Below are 19981 nucleotides of genomic sequence, written 5' to 3' on the forward strand. Positions count from 1 at the left end.
GTGGATAAGGTGATATCCTTTACCCCGACAGAAACAGGGGACTTTGAGTTTTCATGTGGAATGAAGATGCAAAAGGGTTCCTACACGGTTGTGGAAAAACGCCGTCGTGTCTTAAGTTTACGGGATCGCTTTTGGATTACTAGTATCTTTACCCTTCCTTTATTAATCTTGATGATCGGGATGTGGGCAGGATTTGTCTCCCATCCAGTCAATCGCTGGGGAAACTTTCTAGCGACAACGCCGATCATGTTGGTAGCAGGAGTTCCTTTTATCAAGAGTGCCTGGGCCTCATTTAAGAAGCACCATTCCAATATGGATACCTTGGTAGCTCTTGGAACCCTGGTAGCCTATGTCTATAGTGTATTTGCCCTTTTTACTGGTCAGCCAGTATACTTTGAGGCTGCGGGTTTTATCATCTTCTTTATCCTCTTAGGGCAAATCTTTGAAGAACGGATGCGTAACAATGCCTCCGAGGCTGTGGAAAAATTGTTGGATTTGCAGGCAAAAACGGCTCAAGTTCTCCGTGATGGGAACTATGTCGAGGTGGCGGCAGAAGATATCCAAATTGGTGACTTGATTCGGGTCCGTCCTGGGGAAAAGATCGCAGTTGATGGGACGATTGTAGAAGGAAGTACGACCATTGATGAGTCGATGGTGACAGGTGAAAGCTTGCCTGTGGAAAAATCAGTTGGTGATGCAGTGATCGGCTCCACTATCAACAGCAATGGGACCATTCTCTTTAAGGCTGAAAAAGTCGGTAGTGAGACCCTCTTATCTCAAATTGTGGACTTTGTCAAAATGGCCCAATCCAGTCGTGCTCCTATTCAAGATTTGACGGATAAGATTTCAGGTATCTTTGTTCCAGTGGTGACGATTTTGGCCATTGCGACTTTCTGGGTTTGGTCCGTGCTTCTGGGCGCGTCGCTTCAAGAGGCCATGCTCTATGCAGTCTCTGTCCTCATTATTGCCTGTCCTTGTGCCCTTGGTTTAGCAACCCCAACAGCCCTGATGGTCGGAACCGGCCGTAGTGCCAAGATGGGGGTTCTGATTAAAAATGGAACAGTTCTTCAAGAAGTGCAAAAGATTCAAACCGTTGTGTTTGATAAGACAGGGACTATTACTATTGGTCAACCACTTGTAACCGATGTTGTAGGAGATGAAGCGCGTGTCTTGACACTGGCTGCTAGTCTTGAAACTTTTTCAGAACATCCACTAGCCCAAGCGGTGTTATCCCAAGCAGAAGAAAAAGGTTTGGTGTTATCCCCTGTGGAAAACTTCCAAGCGATTGAAGGAAAAGGGGTCCAAGGTCAGATCGACCAGCAGTTGGTGACCTTGGGAAATGGCAAACTTCATGACGGGACAGCGATGGATCCGGAGCTTGAAAAACGGATGGTAGAGTTGCAAGAGCAGGCCAAAACAGTGATCAGTTTGTCTGTGGATGGGCAAGTGATTGGCTTGATTGCCATTCAAGATGCTCCGAAGGCCAGCTCAAAAGAAGCGATCAAAAAGCTCAAAGAACGGGGCTTGAAAACGGTCATGTTAACGGGGGATAATGAACGGGTGGCCCAAGCTATTGCTAAGCAAGTGGGAATTGACACCGTCATTGCTGATGTCCTTCCTCAAGAAAAAGCTAGCGCCATCCAAAAACTGCAAGAAGCTAGCAAGGTCGCGTTTGTTGGAGATGGGATCAATGATGCTCCAGCTCTCTCGATCGCGGATGTGGGGATCGCTATGGGATCTGGAACGGATATTGCGATCGAGTCCGGTGGCATCGTGCTCACGCAAAATGATTTGCTTGGCGTTGTGCGCGCCTTTGACATGAGTCAAAAGACCTTCCGCAGGATTTTACTCAATCTCTTCTGGGCCTCTATCTACAATCTCCTTGGGCTTCCAATTGCTGCTGGAGTCTTTGTAGGACTGGGATTGACCCTCAATCCAGAACTAGCAGGTCTTGCCATGGCCCTTAGTTCTTTGTCTGTTTTGATTAGCTCTCTGCTTCTCAATGTTGCGAAAATTGATTAAATGAAAATAAGAAGTGATACAGAATTCTGTATCACTCTTTTTCTCTTTTACCTAGAGCGACGAGGGAAAAGAGGAGGTATCAAATTATAGTAAAATACCCTATTGTAGGATAGTTTGTGAAAATTTCTCAAAAAGAGCATCTGTTATGGAATAGGGATTGAGCATCTCTGAGCAGATCCTTATACATGTGAATCTCTTTGTGATAAATTAATACTGTAATCGTTTTGTAAATCGTTTTCATGAGAAAAGTCAGAAAAAACTCATTTTCAAGGCGAGATGATCGCAAAGATGAAGTAGAAGCGCTATGCTGCATTTTAAGGGATCAAAATAGAATTAAAGGAGAGTTAGAATGACTCAAGGAAAAATTACTGCATCTGCAGCAATGCTTAATGTATTGAAAACATGGGGCGTAGATACGATCTACGGTATCCCATCTGGAACACTTAGCTCATTGATGGACGCTTTGGCTGAAGACAAAGATATCCGTTTCTTGCAAGTTCGTCACGAAGAAACTGGTGCTCTTGCAGCGGTTATGCAAGCTAAATTTGGTGGCTCTATCGGGGTTGCAGTTGGTTCAGGTGGACCTGGTGCGACTCACTTGATCAATGGTGTTTACGATGCAGCTATGGATAACACTCCATTCCTTGCTATCCTTGGATCACGTCCAGTTAACGAATTGAACATGGATGCCTTCCAAGAATTGAACCAAAACCCAATGTACAACGGTATCGCTGTTTACAACAAACGTGTAGCTTATGCAGAGCAATTGCCAAAAGTGATTGACGAAGCTTGCCGTGCTGCCGTTTCTAAAAAAGGTCCAGCAGTTGTTGAAATTCCAGTAAACTTTGGTTTCCAAGAAATCGACGAAAACTCATACTACGGTTCAGGTTCATACGAGCGCTCATTCATCGCTCCTGCTTTGAACGAAGTTGAAATTGACAAAGCTGTTGAAATCTTGAACAATGCGGAACGCCCAGTTATCTACGCAGGTTACGGTGGTGTTAAAGCTGGTGAAGTGATCACTGAATTGTCACGTAAAATCAAAGCACCAATCATCACAACTGGTAAAAACTTTGAAGCTTTCGAATGGAACTACGAAGGTTTGACAGGTTCTGCTTACCGTGTTGGTTGGAAACCAGCCAACGAAGTTGTCTTCGAAGCAGACACAGTTCTTTTCCTTGGTTCAAACTTCCCATTTGCTGAAGTTTACGAAGCATTCAAGAACACTGAAAAATTCATCCAAGTAGATATCGACCCTTACAAACTTGGTAAACGCCATGCCCTTGACGCTTCAATCCTTGGTGATGCAGGTCAAGCAGCTAAAGCGATCCTTGATAAAGTAAACCCAGTTGAGTCTACTCCATGGTGGCGTGCTAACGTGAAGAACAACCAAAACTGGCGTGATTACATGAACAAACTCGAAGGTAAAACTGAGGGTGAATTGCAATTGTATCAAGTTTACAATGCCATCAACAAATATGCTGATCAAGACGCTATCTATTCAATCGACGTAGGTGATACTACTCAAACATCTACTCGTCACCTTCACATGACACCTAAGAACATGTGGCGTACATCTCCACTCTTTGCGACAATGGGTATTGCCCTTCCTGGTGGTATCGCTGCTAAGAAAGACAATCCAGATCGCCAAGTATGGAACATCATGGGTGACGGTGCATTCAACATGTGCTACCCAGACGTGATCACTAACGTTCAATACGACCTTCCAGTTATCAACGTTGTCTTCTCAAATGGTAAATATGCCTTCATCAAGGACAAATACGAAGACACAAACAAACACTTGTTTGGTTGTGACTTCCCTAATGCTGACTATGCGAAAATCGCTGAAGCTCAAGGAGCTATTGGATTTACAGTTGACCGTATCGAAGACATCGACGCAGTCGTTGCAGAAGCTGTTAAATTGAACAAAGAAGGTAAGACAGTTGTCATCGATGCTCGCATCACGCAACACCGTCCACTTCCAGTGGAAGTTCTTGAGTTGGATCCAAAACAACACTCAGAAGAAGCAATCAAAGCCTTCAAGGAAAAATACGAAGCTGAAGAGCTTGTACCATTCCGCCTCTTCTTGGAAGAAGAAGGGTTGCAATCACGCGCAATTAAATAATTCCTCTCACGGAAATTAAAAAGATCGGAGTCATCCGGTCTTTTTATGGAGATAGTAAATGAATTTAAATCAAATAGATATCATCGTTTCAAATGTTCCCCAAGTCTGTGCTGACTTGGAGCATATCTTGGATAAAAAGGCAGATTATGCTGATGATAGTTTTGCTCAGTTCACGATTGGCAGTCATTGTCTAATGTTATCCCAAAATCATTTGATTCCTTTGGAAGATTTTCAGTCAGGAATCATTCTTCATATCGAGGTTGAGGATGTAAATCAGAATTACCAACGTTTAAAAGAGATCGGTGTCGAGATTTTACACGGTCCTTGTGAAACGGATTGGGGAACAGAGTCCTTATTAGTTAAAGGTCCTGCTGGTCTAGTCATTGATTTTTATCGTATGAAATAGGATGCTTAGTCATTTGAAGTTAACCATAATTATTCTTAAAACAGAATATGAACTATTAAAAGATCGGAGTCATCCGGTCTTTTTGTGTTGCATGAAAGCGATAGTTGCCTTAGAATAGGTTCGGTTTTTCCTAGGATCTTGTAAGACTTTTGGGTTAGAGAGGGGTATAATAGAACTATCAAATCAAGTGAGGTAGAGAGATGACCGACAAACTTCAATTTCCAGATGGTTTCCTTTGGGGTGGAGCGACGGCTGCTAACCAGTGTGAGGGAGCTTATAATGAAGATGGCCGTGGCTTGGCCAATGTGGATGTGGTACCAATTGGGCCTGATCGTCATGCGATTATTACGGGTCAGAAAAAGATGTTCGACTTTGAAGAGGGCTATTTTTACCCAGCTAAAGATGGCATTGATATGTACCATCGCTACAAGGAAGACATTGCCCTCTTTGGGGAAATGGGCTTTAAAACCTATCGCTTGTCCATTGCCTGGTCTCGGATCTTCCCACAAGGGGATGAATTGGAGCCAAATGAAGCGGGTTTACAGTTCTATGAAGACCTCTTTAAGGAGTGCCACAAGTATGGCATTGAGCCCTTGGTGACCATTACCCACTTTGACTGCCCCATGCATTTGATTACAGAGTACGGTGGCTGGCGTAGTCGCAAGATGTTGGAATGTTATGAACGTCTCTGCCGAACCCTCTTCACTCGCTATAAGGGCTTGGTCAACTACTGGCTGACCTTTAATGAAATCAATATGATCCTTCATGCGCCTTTTATGGGAGCGGGTCTCTACTTTGAAGAAGGGGAGAATGAGGAGCAAGTTAAATACCAGGCAGCTCACCATGAGTTGGTCGCTTCAGCCATTGCTACCAAGCTAGCCCATGAGATTGACCCTAACAATAAGGTCGGCTGTATGCTAGCAGCAGGGCAAAACTATCCGCATACCTGTGCTCCACGAGATGTCTGGGCTGGTCTAGAAGAAGACCGCAAGAACTATTTCTTCATCGATGTGCAGGCGCGTGGAGAATACCCTAACTATGCCAAGAAAGAGTGGGAGCGTCAGGGAATCACGGTCGAGATGACGGAGCAGGACCTGCAATTGTTGAAAGACCATACGGTGGACTTTATTTCCTTCTCCTACTATGCCAGTCGGGTCGCTTCTGGGGATCCAGCTGAAAGGGAGAAAACAGCGGGCAATATCTTTGCCTCTCTGAAGAACCCCTACCTAGAAAGCTCGGAATGGGGTTGGCAGATTGACCCTCTTGGTCTCCGCATTACCCTCAACACCATCTGGGATCGTTATCAAAAGCCTATGTTTATCGTAGAAAATGGACTGGGCGCCGTTGATACCCCAAATGAAGCCGGGGAGATTGAGGATGACTACCGGATTGATTACCTGGCTGCCCACATCAAGGCCATGCGGGATGCCATCCATGAAGATGGTGTTGTCCTCTGGGGTTATACGACTTGGGGTTGTATTGACCTGGTCTCTGCCGGGACTGGAGAAATGAAGAAGCGCTACGGTTTTATCTATGTCGACCGGGACAATGAAGGCAAGGGAAGCTTGGAGCGCTCACGTAAGAAATCCTTCTATTGGTACAAAGAAGTTATTGCGACCAATGGAGCTTCTGTTGAATAAAAGTTTTCGGTACTTGCTGGCCAACTCTCTCCTATAAACTAAAAAGCTTAGAATCCCAACCACAAGCTGGGGTCCTAAGCTTTTTGTATGTAGTTTAGCCAAGTCCTTACGGATTTACTGGTCGTAATCTAAGACATTGTTCTCGATGACAAACTTAGATTCAGCGGAAATGTTGGCTGCTCCTAGTTGCAACTGCGAACTTCCGTCTGGCTTCATGATGTGCCACTGACCGTCCTTGTGGGCAAAGATGGCCTCAAATGTGACGTTATTGCTCTTGTCTCGAATGGGTAGAACAAATGCTTGATCTGTATTCTCTAAGAGAATCTCTTCTTTTTTTTCAAAGTTATAGATATAAAATTGTCCAGTTCTTTGTCCCAAACCATGAAGTTCATCGACTTTTTGCCAGTTCTCAAATTTTGTCCGAACAAGGGATTCATTATAAATCTTGTTGAAGGTTTCGTTGCGTTTCTTCGTTTCTTCCTCGTCTAGTGTTTTCTGAAACTCTGCAACCTTTTTAGTCGTTTGGATGGTTTGTTTGTTTTGCTCCCTGATTTGTTGTCGGTGGATGACTCGCATCATTCTTGCAGCAACGCCCAGGATGACGAGGATGGATACAAGGCTGATTTTAGTTTTGGCGTTATTTTTCATAGATGATTCTCCCTATTCTATCATTGGTCCTATTATACCCTTTGAAAGAAAGGATAGTCAAGTTCATCTTGTGATGACCTAACATGCAGATTTGCAGGGGTACTATAGGATTTTATCAGATTTTCATTGACGAAGGTCCCTTTATTTGATAGGCTAGAGGAATAGAAATGATTTGGAGTTCAAAGGAAAAAGGAGTGAGGCAAGTGGCACGGGTTTTATTAATCGAGGATAATAATGATATCCAAGAAATTTTATACAGTCTCTTAGGTGAAGAACATGAGGTCCTTCAGGCTTTTTCAGGTACAGAAGGGCTGCGGGTCTTCCAGCAAGAAGCCATTGATTTGGTCCTTCTCGATATCATGCTTCCTGGGAAAAATGGGGATCAGGTCCTGGAGGAGATCCGTTTGCAGGGTCAGGTGCCAGTCATCATGATGACCGCTCTTGGAGACAAACACCTCATTAGCCAGTATCTCCTTGCAGGTGCTAATGATTATATCGTCAAGCCCTTTAATCTGGACGAAGTGGCAGCTCGGGTAACGGTGCAGCTGAGAAATAACAACACTCCGGCACAGGAACCTCCATCATCGAAAAAGCTGACTTTTAAAAATCTGGTCCTGAACCCAGAAACCTTTGAACTGGAATCTGGAGAACAGACGCTTCGCTTGGGCAAAAAAGAATTTCAAATTTTTGAGACCTTACTGGCGCATCCAAAGAAGATTTTTACCAAGGAAGAGTTGTATGAAGCAGTCTGGGAAGAAGTTTATCTGCCTGGAGACAATACGCTCAATGCCCAGTTGAGCAACCTCCGAAAGAAAATTGCTCAGCTCGATCCAGATGAGGACTATATTGAAACCGTCTGGGGCTTGGGAGTTCGCTTGAAAGGAGACAAGTAATGTGGGGATTGGTTCTAGTTCTAGTCGTCCTTGTCCTTCTCTTGGGACTAGGTTACCTTCGCCTACTCTCTGCCCTCAAAGATTTGCAGGAGCAAATTCAAAAGAAGCTCCAAAATGGGAGTGGGGTACGGTTGACCTCTCAGGTCTCAAAAAAAGAATTGGTCGCCTTGACCAAGCAGGTCAGTGATCTGTTTGAACAGATCGAGCGGACCAATCGGATTGCCTTTCAAGAGAAGAAAACCTTGGATATGGCCATCAGTAATATTGCTCACGATATCCGGACGCCTTTGACCATTGCTTCGGGCTATACCCAACAAATCATCAAAGGAGGGACGCAAGAAGAGGAAAAGCTGAAGAAAATTGCTTCCAATCTTCAAGTTGTCTCCAAACGCTTGGAATCTCTCTTGGAGTACAGACGCTTGATGGAGGGAGCCATCCTGCCTCGGATTTCAGACGTTCATCTCAGCCAAGTGCTAACCCAGCAGTTATTCCAGTATTATGATAGCTTGTCTGAGGCGGGGATTGCCTTAGAGGTAGAGCTAGAAGAGCATCTCCATTATGCTACTGATCCTGAGCTTTGGGAGCGCCTCTTGCAAAATATGCTCAGCAATGTCCTCAAGCATGGAAAGGAGCAGGCCCGTTTGACCTTGACCTCAGACGCGGACACGATTCGAGTCGAGCTGCGCAATATTGTGCAACAACCGATCCAGCACTTAGACCAATTGGCTAGTCGATTCTACTCTGAAAATCTCTCGGATACAGAAGAGTCATCTGGCTTGGGTCTCTATATCATTCAAAATTTTGTAGAGATCTTAGGCGGGGACTTGCAACTGGCAACGGAGGCAGACTGGTTTATCTTGACCATTACACTAAGAAAAAAGGCTTGAGCACTGCTCAAGTCTTTTTGTTATAAATCTTTGTGTTTAAAAGTAGCCAGTCCTAGGAAGCCGAAAACAAGGATGAATCCAAGAGCAATCGAGAGGGTGTTGGTTGTTGCTATCGTACTTTGGACCATGGAATATTGGAATTCCAAATTTAGATAGTGGAGAAGATCAATATCTTTAAAGAAGAGCGCCGGAAGGCTTAAGAAGATATTTCCAATGAAGTAGCCAACGAAGGCCAAGGTGATGGATTGGCTGGCATAAAGAAGGAAGGAAATGATGCTGACCCAAGCCAGGGTGGAAAGGAACTGAATCAGCACGGTCAGTCCAAAATGAGCAAGGAAGTGCTCTGGCATGGTGCCAAGTCCATTGTAGAGCGTCGCGATCAAGAAGACGAGACCATAAGAAACAAGAAATTGGAAGAGAGCAATGGTCAGAACAACGGCGCTTTTGGCAAAGTAGTAACTGGTGCGCGAAACGCCATAGGCCAGACTATTCTTGTATAAGTTTTGCGTTAAGTCTGTTCCCAGGACCAAGGTGATGACAATAATGGTAAAGAGGATAGTCACACTGATGCTGGAAGAGTAGTTGGTCAAAGCTTTAAAGCCTGTCCAAACTTCGGTCGCTTGGGGCAATTTGGATTCCGTATTGACGCCGACGTGGCCAGTAGCTCCAAAGATGACTCCAGACAGGATGTTGAGAACGAGAATGGCTTCTGTAATCCAAAAACCTTTGGAGCGAAAAAGTCTGTAAAAATCTGCTTGAATGGTATGCAACATGATAAATCTCCTAAATGAAATATGTGGGATAGGTAATAGAGGAAGACGGTGATTGGACTAGTCTACCAAGTCCGTAAAGAATTTTTCCAGATCTTGGCGGGCATAGTAGATTTCGTCCACGTCAATATCGGCTTGAACGAGGGCTTTGACAATGACTTTAATATCGTGAGTCTGTCCGAAGATATGGATTTCTCCATCCTTATCGATGACCTTGATGCGGTGATGGAGTTGATCCTGGATCAGTTGACTCGCAAGGGCTAGCTGACTTGTCTTGAGGATGATGTAGTCTTCTCCTTGTTCTTCGAATTCAGCCTTGCTAATTTCTTTGATCAGGCGTCCTTGGTCGACAATGCCAAAGCGATTGGCAACCAGATAGAGTTCGGAGAGGATGTGACTGGAAATGAGGATGGTCATGCCGAGTTCATCATTGAGGCGTTTGATCATCTGACGGAATTCCTTGATTCCGACTGGATCAAGGCCATTGATGGGTTCGTCCAGAATAAGGAAATCTGGCTTAGCAATGAGAGCAATCGCAATTCCCAACCGTTGTTTCATCCCGAGTGAAAAATCACGGAATTTCTTCTTACCCGTATTATTCAGGCCAACATAGTTCAAGGTTTCTTTGATGACCTGGTCGGGATTGGGAATATGGCGAGCCTTGCAATAGTAGACCAGGTTTTGATAGGCGGTCATATGCTTGTGAGCCACGGGACTTTCAATGACAGATCCAACCCGTTTCAAGGCTTGGGTCCACTGGGAGCGATTTGTAGAAGCAAAGAGAGAGACGCTTCCGTCAGTTTCCTGAATTAGTTGGGTGATGACCTTGATGAGGGTGGTTTTCCCAGCCCCGTTCTTACCGATGAGTCCGTAGACGTCGCCTTTGCGAATGGTGAGATTCACATCATTTAAGGCGTATTGTTGACCGAACTTTTTACTCAAATGGGAAATTTCTAATACTTTTTCCATGGTTTTCTCCTTCGTCCAAATGACTAGTTGTTTTCTTTACACTCTTAGTATACAGCTTGCTTTTCAAATAACTATCAAGCAATTCTCAAATATTTCTAAAAAATTGCGGTAAAGACTTCTTATAAAATAAAAATGTTGAATAGGTGACTCTACAAAGAAATAAAAAGAATTTCTAATGTTGAAATTCAATCCAAAATATATTAAAACTTTCCGCTGTGAGAAAAGTGCTAGAAACGATCATGTTTCTAGCACTCGGGAGTTTTGGAACCTTAGGTCCAAAACTAAGTCATGGAACTTCTTTGAAGTTCGCTGACGTCCGTCCTCACCTAAGGAAAGTTTTAAAAATGACTTTATATATATTAAGAGCAACTGTTCTAAAAGTTAGCCTCTTCATTTTAAAACCCAGCGACAAACTCCTTGATGGCTTGCGCGAGTTCATAGGGTTTCTCGGTATTGAGTAGATGACCTCCGTCTGCGATTTCTTGATAGCGGCCTTTTGGCAGGAGCTTGGCCAATTTTTTAGAAGAAGATTGATTGGCCCAATCTTTGCTACCACAAATCACCAAGCTAGGAAGAGGGCAAACTTTAACGGTATCGGTTAAATTGAGCCCTTTTAATTCCGTCAAGATTTGAAGCATCTGTTGTTTATTGGCATCTTGTTTTTCAAAGACATGCTTGGGAAGTAGACGAAAAAGGAGAATCTGGAGCCGATAGAGGGGATTGGTGTTGAGTTTGTATTGTGTTCCTGCAAGGACCAAGCCCTTGAGTTGCGGGAAGTCTTGTCTGGAGAGATCAAGAGCGAGCACGCCACCTAGTGAGAGTCCTACCAGAATAAAGGGTTCGCTTTCTTGCTGGAGGCGCTCCATCAACCTTTCTTTGACTTCCTGATAGCTTTCTTTTGGATGGGAGAAAATATCAAAAGTTTTGGAGTGCAAGGGTGAAAGTGCAAATTGGACTCCTTGCCAAGAGAGGACATCCTGCCCTAGTCCATGTAAAAAAATAAGTTTCATCAGGAATCCTTTCTTTGAAAATTGAGTTCGTAGAGACCACGAAGAGCATTGCAGGCATAAATACGATCAGCGTCTGTTAAATCGTTCAGAGTTAAGAGTTTTTCTTCCACCTGCTGGGTCTCAAGAAGATGGCGCCGATAAATGCCATCGAGTAAGGGGAGGTGAGCTGGTGGGGTATAGAGTTGTCCCTCTATCTCCAGCACCAGATTGCCAATCGTCGTCTCTAGTAAGGTTCCATCTGGCAGATGGAAAATTTGCTCGTGATCTGACTGGCTGAGATGGTCTCTCTGACTCGTTTTGAAATAAGTAAATGGCGTCGCTAAATCAAGCTTTTGCTCGGTCAGTTGGGCCTGTAGATAGCTAGCGGGCAAGTCTGTCAGCTCCGTGATTACTAGGTGGAAGGTACCGTTTTTTTGCAAGGCAATCCGACAACGATAGTCAAGGTTGGACTCCAAATGAGCAAGCTCTTCTTGAAGTTCTTTCAGGAGTTTTTGCTCATCATAAGGATAGGCAAAGTAGCGACTAGCCTCTCTCAAACGGGTTAGGTGTTGCTCCAGGAAAGTCAACTCTCCTTGGTGGATGTGGCCAGTCGTTAGGAGCTCAAAGCGAGGCTCTTGCCGGTAAAGAACAGCCGATTTTTGCTTGGTTTCCTGGTATTCACTTTCCCACTTACTGTCCCAAGTTATGCCTCCTCCTACGCCATAGATGGCTTGATTTCCTTGCATTTGAAGGGTCCGGATGGCTACATTAAAAATCCGTTTCCCTTTTGGAAGAAGGATGCCGATCGTACCACAGTAGACTCCACGAGGAGCAAGCTCTGTATTTTGGATGATTTCCATAGTAGAAATCTTCGGTGCGCCTGTGATCGATCCACAAGGGAAGAGGGCTTGGAAGGCTTGGACCAGATCGACTTCGGGTCGCAAGCGGCTTTCAATAGTCGAGGTCATCTGCCAAACGGTGGAGTATTGCTCGACTTGGCAAAGACGGGTCACCTGCTCACTTCCAATCTCCGAAATCCGGTTCATGTCATTGCGGAGGAGATCCACGATCATCATGTTTTCTGCTCGATTTTTTGGATCGGCTTCTAGCCAAGCAGCTTCTTGAAGATCTGCTTGGTTAGTGAGACCACGGCCCGTCGTTCCCTTCATAGGGCGCGTGGTCAGTAGTCGGTCGTCTTGCTCAAAAAAGAGCTCAGGACTGATGGAGAGGATGGAGACATCATCGTGCTGGATGAAGGCATTGTAATGGGCCTTTTGCTCAACCACTAAGCGGTTGTAGATAGCCAAAGGGTCAGACTTTAGCTCTTGAGAAAGCTGGACGGTGTAGTTGACCTGGTAGGTATCTCCCTGGCGGATATGGTGATGGATGGTCTCGATGGCTTCTTGATAAGCAGGTGCCTCTACCTCTTCCTTCCAATTGGCTGGAAGATCCACAGCTTCATAGTGCTCTGGGAAAGGAAGGGTTTCGACCTCCTCGTGGATAGTAAAATAGAGGAGATACTCTCCCATAAGAGGTGCTGGATGGACAGCAAACTTCTTCTCAAAAGCAGGAGCAGCCTCATAGCTGACATAGCCAACCGCATAAAAGCCTTGCTCCTGGTATGCTTCGACTTCTCTAAGAAGAGCCTCTACCTGGTCGAGGTTTCTAGTTTTTAATTCCTTTATGGGCTTGGTGAAAAGGTGTCGCAATCCAAGCTCTTTAAAATCAATAATGGTTTGTTTATGCATGCTTTGAGTATATCAAAAATAGAGGAAAAAAGGTAGATAAGGATGTAAGATTCCTTGCTTGGCCTTCCCTTTCATGCTAAAATAACCATAGAAACTGCTTTGGGCAAGGAGTAGGACTATGCAAAAGAATCCCCTCTATAACACCTCTAGTATCAGCTTTTTTCAATACCTCTTTGCGATTGCAGTGATTTTGGTGCATAGTGGTCGCTTGACCTCTTATGAGCCACTGCATTTTGGTCTCAAGAGTATGCTTGGCCGGCTAGCAGTGCCATTTTTTATCGTCTGTGCCAGCTTTTTCCTCAAGCAATCACTAGGGAATTCTAAGAAAATGAAGACCTATCTGGCCAAAATCGTAAAAACCTATTTGTTTTGGAGTTTTGTTTACCTTCCTTATGCCTGGCTCTTTTTCTCTAGTCTCCATCTTCCTATCTATCTTTTTCCAGCAGGTGTTCTCATTGCACTGATCTATCTGGGGATGTGCTACCAACTCTGGTATATCCCAGCCTTTTTGCTGGGTTTGTTTTTGGTCAATCAATTGGTCAAACACCTAGGTATGGTTTGGACGGGGGTGATCACCTTTCTTCTTTACTGCTGGGGCTTGATCGAGACCTATTCGGCTTATCTGGACACCACAAGTCTTCTCAAAGGTTACCAGCTCTACAGCAATTTATTTTTTACAGCGCGAAATGGTCTCTTTTACACGCCCATTTTTATTTATATGGGTTATTATCTGTATGACCATTTTCATGCACAAACTTTTAGAATTCACCGTTGGCAAAAGCTAGCTCTTGCCTTTGGATTGCTCTGTCTAGAAGGGATCATTATTTTTCAACACGAAGGAATTGATAAGAACTTTTTCTTTCTTCTTCCTTTTGTGACCGTTTATTTTGTCAATGCCTGCCTGCGATCGTCCTTTTTGAAAAGCTATAATTTACAGTATTTAAAGCAAATGAGTATAGCTCTTTACTTTTCGCATCCGATCTTTATCGAGTGGGCTCGCTATGGCTTTAGCAGCCTCCCTCTCTCTTATCCAGACAGGGGCAAGCTGATTTTTGTGACTGCCTTGTTTGGTAGTCACCTTTTTGGACTAGCTATGCTGTGGGTACGAGAGAGAAGGGAAAAACAAAAGATTCCTTCAAATGGTGAAGAGTTAGATAAAATAATCAACCAATAGTAGGGTGTACAAAACTCAAGCAGATGTGTTTGAGTTTTTTTGTATGAAGAAAATCAAGGAAGAATAAGAATTGGCAGACTGCTCCTCCTTGTTTATAAATGTTTTATTTTCTTGCCCTTGGATAGAAGAAAGGGGAAATCAGTACCAGATAGTGATTTATAATATAGACATCATTGCAAATAATGTCTATATTATTGAATAGTGATGATTTAATTTGAAAAGCAAAGGATATTTTAAAAAATAAGTGATAAAATTAAAGGGAGGGCCTTTTGTAAGGCTAACAAAAGTAAAGGAGATAAGACATGAAAAAGCTTCGTTCATTATGGAAAGACTTTTTGAAAAAAGGTTTTGCCATTTTAACAATTTTCATGATGCTAGGCCAGCTTGGTCAAGGGGCGATCACAGCCTTTGCCAATGAGCTAGCAGTCGGGGATAATGGGGCCTTGGATGTTACCCTTATGTATGGGGATAAACAGAACCATCCAGATGGGATGTCCTATTACACAGGGGATACCATGTCTGGTTATATCCAGATCACCCCTAAGAATTTGACAACGGATATTAATGAAGTAACGGTGACCTTGAAGGTTCCTGGAAAGTACTTACGAGAAGTTAGTTTCCCTGACTTCAATAGTGCTTCAGAGCATGACAAACCAACGGTTACAAAAGTTGGAGATGATTATCAAGTCACACTTCACTTTAACAATTACCAAAAGTCAGAGGTCCTGACTTTACCATTTATTGGAAAATTTAAAGTCGGTTATGCACCGACCAATTATTCATTGGATATTACGGGTACCTTGAATATCAATGGTCAAGAAGCAAAACTCAATGATATCATTTGGAAACCCAAGTACAATGACTATCGCTTAACCAAGTATATCAACCAAAACTTGAACGAAGCCATGTCCAAGGACTATGCGGAAGCCATGCCTGGTGTTGTCAAAGGGGCTGACGGAAAAAATTATATTGAAACCCCATCATCTGTTCCATTTGCATTTCAATTGGAGGGAATGCAAGGACAGTATGGGGGACAATATCGTCAATTAGAATCAGTAACGCTTACCGATAAGTTGCCAACCTATACAGATAAAAATGGCAATACCCGGACAGCAGTTTTAGATACAGCTAAGTCTGAAGGCTGGGTAGATAATGGAGATGGCACCGTTTCTAAGACGTTTACAGCAGATGCAAACGGTAATCCAGCAGCTTATCACCAAGAATTCATGGCAAAAATCAAGAATACAAGTTACCTTTACTTGAAGTTTCCTGATTTAGTTTTGGAAAAGGACCAGACTCTCAAAGACGTCCTTAGTAAGGATTTGACAAACTCAGGAAGTATTGTGGGAATTCCTGCCAATCGTGGAGAGGGAGAACCGGATATTACAGCTGAAGATTCTCTTATTTTCCGCTTGACCTCTCGTGACCTGGAAGGGGCTGGGAGTTTTGCCAAAAAAGCAGATGGTGATGTCTATGATTCAACTGAATATAAAGCAGCAAACTATAAATGGATCATCGCTTTTGATAATAAAACTCCTTCGACACAAAAGAATTTTGTTTTCTATGATGAGACAGTGGACTCTCGGTTAAAATTCACCAAGATTGATTACGCTCGTCTTATGCAAGGAAATTACGGTATTGGTGAGTATATTAGCAAATATGTGAAACGCATCATCCTTACTTTAGAAGATGGTAGTCAAAAAGAAGTTCAGCCAGAAACCGATAAAGACGGCAATGGTTTTATCGACTTAACCAAGTATGGAACCGTTGTCGGTTGGCGGATGGAAATGAAGGATGATTTTGTCCTAAAATCTGGTCAAGGAATTCGCCTCAATACCTATACAAGCTTCAAAGATCCAGAAAAGACTCGTTACGATGAAAATGATGCGACCAAGAATGAATTCAAGAATACAGGTCGTGTCACTTATCAAACACAATCAAATATTGCTAAAGACCAAACATCAGATTGGACCTTTAAGCTGATTCCTTTGAAGGAAAGCTTTGAGATTTCAAAAACGACGGATTACAATGATGTTCGTTATACTGATGGACAAAATATTCGTTTTGGTTTGATGGCAACGAAAGTGGTCTTGGATCCTGATAAGGATTATGGAGACCTGCGAATCATTGATCTTTATGATCCAAATACCCTTAAAGTCGACTATAAAGATTTTGAGAGAAACCTTGCCTCTAATGAAAAAGGGATGAAATTCTTAAAGAGCTACGATGTCATTGAAAACTACCACAATTCTGGACGGACAGCTCTCATCATGCATTTGGATCAAAAAGAGTTTATTAAAGCTTCTCTTCAAGATCTTAATCGCGTGCGTTTACCATTTATCGTGGCCGATCTGAAAGGGAAAGACGATGGTGGGACCTTCACCAATAAAGTTTATGTCGCTGGAAATGGGATCCACGATCTTGAAAATGCCAACCCTGATCGGGTCACGGAAGATGTGTATGATCTGAACGGAAATGGTTTAACAACAGATAAGATTCCATATGCCCAATCAAACTATACGATTGTTGCTGCTGAAGGAATCTATGCACGCAAATATATCGCTAAAAATGATGACCTGTCAGACGCTTCGATTGTGACACGTACCTTCAAACCAGGTGAAACCTTTAACTACAAACTCACCATTAAAAATAATACGGATAAGGCAGTAGAAGACGGAGTCGTCTATGATGTCCTACCAAAAGTAAAAGACGTTAACACACTAGACGGATCTGGTCGGATGACAGAATACACGGTCAGCCTTCGTGGACCAGTGACAGCTCCAGAAGGATGGACGGTCTACTATACAACTGATACAGGCGTTACGACAGATACCATGGCGCAAGCTGCTGACAAGGATATCTGGACGACAGCTGTGGCTGATTACAGTCAAGTAACAGGAATCAAGTTAGTTGCAAATGCTGGTGCTACGATTCCTGCGCGTGGCGAAGCAAGCTTTGGTGTCCCAGTTGTAAATCCAAGTGAATTGACTGATGAAGTCAAGGCTTTGATGCAAAAACGCACCAAAGATAATGAAGATAACGGCGGTCGTTCTGGTCTTGTTCAAGCCCATAACCAGTTTGGTTACAAGGCGAAAGGTCATGAAGGAAATCGTGAGTCTAATACCGTAACTGCACAAATCTTCTCGGCTGCTTTCCACGTCAAGAAGGTGGACAAGGATGATCCTAAGAAAGTTCTTGAAGGTGCTGAATTTACCTTAACTGATGCAAATGGCGCGGTTGTTGCGACGGAAACTTCTGATAAAAAAGGGGAACTTTCCTTTAACACCTTAACAGAAGGAACCTATACGCTCAAAGAAACCAAAGCACCTGAAAACTACAAGTTGGATGAAACAGAACATGCTGTGGTTGTCACCTATGATGCGGACAAACAAATCTACCACGTCACGGTGGATGGAAAATCAGTCGGATCAAAAGCAGTCCCAGTTGAGATCGCTAATGAAGCAGATATCAAGTATCTCGATCTTGAAGCTTCAAAAGTTTGGGATGACCAAGACAACCAAGAAGGGCTTCGCCCAGCAAGTGTGGAATTCCAACTCTATAAGAATGGCAAAGCTCAAGGGAAACCAGTCACGGTTTCAGCCGCAACAGACTGGAAAGCTCACTTTACGAATCTTCCAGATAAAGACAGTGACGGCAAGCTCAATACCTACACTGTTAAAGAAGTGAAAGTTCCGACTCATTATACGGTCGATACAGAAGAAGCCAGCTTCACAGATGGAAAAGCCACCATCACCAACAAGCGCACTCCTGAGACCACGACGGTAACAGTCAAGAAAGTCTGGGATGATGCTCAAAACCAAGATGGTCTTCGCCCATCTACCATCAAAGTTCACCTCTTGGCAAATGGAACAGAGGTGCAAGCACTTGACCTGACTGGTGAAGGAGATGAATGGACTCATACCTTCACAGACCTGCCAGTCTATAAAGATGGTCAAAAAGTTGTCTACACAGTGACAGAAGACAAAGTGGACAATTACACAACTAAGATTGATGGAACTACGATTACCAATACTTACAAACCAGGTAAGACAAGCCTTACTGTTACGAAAAACTGGAAGGATGCCAATAACCAAGATGGCCTTCGTCCAAAAACAATCAAGGTTCAATTGTATGCTGGTGATCAAAAGGTTGGTAAGGCGGTTGAATTGTCAGCAGATAATAAATGGACTCATACCTTCTCAAACCTAGACGAGAAGAAAGCTGGCCAAGTTATCAACTATACAGTAAAAGAAATCGATGTTCCAGAAGGCTACACACAAGCCTTCGAAGCTACGAACCCAGGTCAAGTAGTCGTGACCAACACGCACGAACCAGAAAAGACCAAAGTAGAAGTGAGCAAGAAATGGGAAGATGGAGACGACCAAGATGGTCTCCGTCCAGCCAGCATTCAAGTTCAATTGTACAAAGATGGCCTTCCAACAGACCAAGTATTAGAACTTTCAGCCGCGAATGACTGGAAAGGTGCATTTGAAAACCTTGATGCCAAGGCAGCTGGAAAAGCAATTGCATATACAGTCAAAGAAGTAACTGTCCCAGATGGTTACAAAGTAACGGTAAATGATAAGGACAAGGCTAATGTTGTCTTGACCAACACGCATGAACCAGCTCTTACAGAGATGAAAGTCACTAAGAAATGGGAAGATGCCAACAACCAAGATGGTCTTCGTCCAAAATCCATTAAGGTTCAACTCTATGCTGGGGATGAAAAAGTAGGAGACCCAGTTGAATTGTCAGCGGACAATCAATGGACTCATACCTTTAGCAAATTAGCTGAAAAGAAAGCTGGTCAAGCTATCAGCTACCGTGTGGAAGAAGTCTCTGTTCCTGAAGGCTACCAAGTCACTGCCGATACCTCTGACGCTGCTCATACGATCTTGACCAATACGCATACGCCAGCGGTGATCGATATTCCAGTGACCAAGATTTGGAATGACCAAGACAATCAAGATGGTCTTCGTCCAGCAAGTATCGTTGTGAATCTTCTTGCCAATGGTGAAAAAGTTGCTCAAAAAGAACTCACGAATGCGACAGATTGGAAAGAAAGTTTCACAGGTCTACCAAAATTCAAGGATGGAAAAGAAATCGTCTATACTCTTCAAGAAGAGAAGGTAGCTGAATATACGACTACAATTGATCAGGCTGCTTATACCATTACCAATACCCATGCACCTGGTAAGACAAGCGTCACGGTCACTAAGAAGTGGGATGATGAGAATGACAAGGATGGAATTCGTCCGAAGAGTATTCGCGTTCAACTCTATGCCAATGATCAAAAAGTCGGTCAAGAAGTAGAATTGTCAGCTGAAAACAAGTGGACCCATACCTTTGCAGATTTAGATGAAAAAGCAAATGGAAACACCATCACTTATACAGTGAGAGAAGTCAGTGTTCCAAAGGGCTATGAAGCTCGTAACGACGAGGATGGTAAAGGAAATGTTGTGATTACTAACAAGCATGTTCCAAAAGAAACTCCAAAACAACCAACTCCTCCAAGTTCATCTGAACCAAAGAAACCGGGTCAACCTGAACCTAAAAAACCAAGCCAACCAGAGCCGAAGAAACCAGGCAAGATCTTAGGATTCTTACCAAATACGGGTACGACCATCTCTATTATTAGCCTAGTTTTAGCCTTTTTCTTGGCAAGCATTGCAGCTTATATTTTGAAGAAAAAGAAAAAATAAGCTAGTGC

General features: G+C 43.5%; 13 protein-coding genes. 8 read left to right on the top strand and 5 right to left on the bottom strand.

The genetic code is table 11. The features are described 5' to 3' along the window. From ADG03_RS08410 to ADG03_RS08425, 4 genes are all read left to right on the top strand, one after another. A partial coding sequence (locus ADG03_RS08410) for a heavy metal translocating P-type ATPase (protein ID WP_049520980.1) occupies window positions 1–2022 on the top strand: 2022 nt, incomplete at its 5' end. A gap of 349 nt (window positions 2023–2371) precedes the next feature. After that, window positions 2372–4147, top strand: a complete 1776-nt coding sequence (gene spxB, locus ADG03_RS08415) for a pyruvate oxidase (RefSeq protein WP_049471881.1) — start codon at window positions 2372–2374, stop codon at window positions 4145–4147. A gap of 58 nt (window positions 4148–4205) precedes the next feature. Then, window positions 4206–4553 carry a VOC family protein gene (locus tag ADG03_RS08420; protein ID WP_049471880.1) on the top strand — a complete coding sequence of 116 codons (348 nt, stop codon included), beginning with the start codon at window positions 4206–4208 and terminating at the stop codon, window positions 4551–4553. Between the two features lie 200 nt (window positions 4554–4753). Then, entirely contained in the window at window positions 4754–6193 is a 1440-nt protein-coding gene (locus ADG03_RS08425) for a 6-phospho-beta-glucosidase (RefSeq protein WP_049471879.1), read from the top strand. A 114-nt stretch (window positions 6194–6307) separates the two neighbouring features. On the opposite strand, the gene ADG03_RS08430 is transcribed toward ADG03_RS08425, so the two are convergent. Further along, window positions 6308–6841, bottom strand: coding sequence for a hypothetical protein (locus ADG03_RS08430; RefSeq protein WP_023919090.1), 534 nt, complete (start codon window positions 6839–6841; stop codon window positions 6308–6310). Window positions 6842–7044: 203 nt separating this feature from the next. Between ADG03_RS08430 and ADG03_RS08435 the strand changes: the two genes are divergently transcribed. Next, complete coding sequence (locus ADG03_RS08435; protein ID WP_037615952.1) at window positions 7045–7734, top strand: response regulator transcription factor; 690 nt, start codon at window positions 7045–7047, stop codon at window positions 7732–7734. Next, on the top strand, window positions 7734–8621 hold the full coding sequence (locus ADG03_RS08440) for a sensor histidine kinase (protein ID WP_049471878.1): 888 nt from the start codon (window positions 7734–7736) through the stop codon (window positions 8619–8621). Before ADG03_RS08435 ends, ADG03_RS08440 begins: the two co-directional genes overlap by 1 nt. A gap of 20 nt (window positions 8622–8641) precedes the next feature. Here the strand turns inward: ADG03_RS08440 and ADG03_RS08445 are convergent, their stop codons facing one another. From ADG03_RS08445 to pabB, 4 genes are all read right to left on the bottom strand, one after another. Continuing rightward, entirely contained in the window at window positions 8642–9394 is a 753-nt protein-coding gene (locus ADG03_RS08445) for an ABC transporter permease (RefSeq protein WP_049471877.1), read from the bottom strand. A gap of 57 nt (window positions 9395–9451) precedes the next feature. Then, window positions 9452–10360 (bottom strand): ABC transporter ATP-binding protein, encoded by a 909-nt coding sequence (locus ADG03_RS08450; protein WP_049471876.1) that lies wholly within the window; start codon window positions 10358–10360, stop codon window positions 9452–9454. A 395-nt stretch (window positions 10361–10755) separates the two neighbouring features. Next, window positions 10756–11370, bottom strand: a complete 615-nt coding sequence (locus ADG03_RS08455) for an alpha/beta fold hydrolase (RefSeq protein ID WP_003008726.1) — start codon at window positions 11368–11370, stop codon at window positions 10756–10758. Next, window positions 11370–13097, bottom strand: coding sequence for an aminodeoxychorismate synthase component I (pabB, locus tag ADG03_RS08460; protein WP_049471875.1), 1728 nt, complete (start codon window positions 13095–13097; stop codon window positions 11370–11372). Before pabB ends, ADG03_RS08455 begins: the two co-directional genes overlap by 1 nt. Window positions 13098–13215: 118 nt before the next feature. Here pabB and ADG03_RS08465 point away from each other — a divergent pair, with 118 nt between their 5' ends. Next, window positions 13216–14271, top strand: a complete 1056-nt coding sequence (locus ADG03_RS08465) for an acyltransferase family protein (RefSeq protein WP_049471874.1) — start codon at window positions 13216–13218, stop codon at window positions 14269–14271. A 302-nt stretch (window positions 14272–14573) separates the two neighbouring features. Beyond that, complete coding sequence (locus ADG03_RS08470) at window positions 14574–19973, top strand: Cna B-type domain-containing protein (RefSeq protein WP_049471873.1); 5400 nt, start codon at window positions 14574–14576, stop codon at window positions 19971–19973. Window positions 19974–19981: the final 8 nt, after the last annotated feature.

The organism is Streptococcus parasanguinis (assembly GCF_001069785.1).
Lineage (GTDB): Bacteria > Bacillota > Bacilli > Lactobacillales > Streptococcaceae > Streptococcus > Streptococcus parasanguinis_T.

What these genes read in the sequence shown, in the direction of transcription:
- ADG03_RS08450 (WP_049471876.1), bottom strand. Translation starts at nt 10,360, where the DNA reads ATGGAAAAAGTATTAGAAATTTCCCATTTGAGTAAAAAGTTCGGTCAA.
- ADG03_RS08470 (WP_049471873.1), top strand. Translation starts at nt 14,574, where the DNA reads ATGAAAAAGCTTCGTTCATTATGGAAAGACTTTTTGAAAAAAGGTTTT.
- ADG03_RS08465 (WP_049471874.1), top strand. Translation starts at nt 13,216, where the DNA reads ATGCAAAAGAATCCCCTCTATAACACCTCTAGTATCAGCTTTTTTCAA.
- ADG03_RS08445 (WP_049471877.1), bottom strand. Translation starts at nt 9,394, where the DNA reads ATGTTGCATACCATTCAAGCAGATTTTTACAGACTTTTTCGCTCCAAA.
- ADG03_RS08440 (WP_049471878.1), top strand. Translation starts at nt 7,734, where the DNA reads ATGTGGGGATTGGTTCTAGTTCTAGTCGTCCTTGTCCTTCTCTTGGGA.
- ADG03_RS08420 (WP_049471880.1), top strand. Translation starts at nt 4,206, where the DNA reads ATGAATTTAAATCAAATAGATATCATCGTTTCAAATGTTCCCCAAGTC.
- spxB (WP_049471881.1), top strand. Translation starts at nt 2,372, where the DNA reads ATGACTCAAGGAAAAATTACTGCATCTGCAGCAATGCTTAATGTATTG.
- pabB (WP_049471875.1), bottom strand. Translation starts at nt 13,097, where the DNA reads ATGCATAAACAAACCATTATTGATTTTAAAGAGCTTGGATTGCGACAC.
- ADG03_RS08430 (WP_023919090.1), bottom strand. Translation starts at nt 6,841, where the DNA reads ATGAAAAATAACGCCAAAACTAAAATCAGCCTTGTATCCATCCTCGTC.
- ADG03_RS08425 (WP_049471879.1), top strand. Translation starts at nt 4,754, where the DNA reads ATGACCGACAAACTTCAATTTCCAGATGGTTTCCTTTGGGGTGGAGCG.
- ADG03_RS08455 (WP_003008726.1), bottom strand. Translation starts at nt 11,370, where the DNA reads ATGAAACTTATTTTTTTACATGGACTAGGGCAGGATGTCCTCTCTTGG.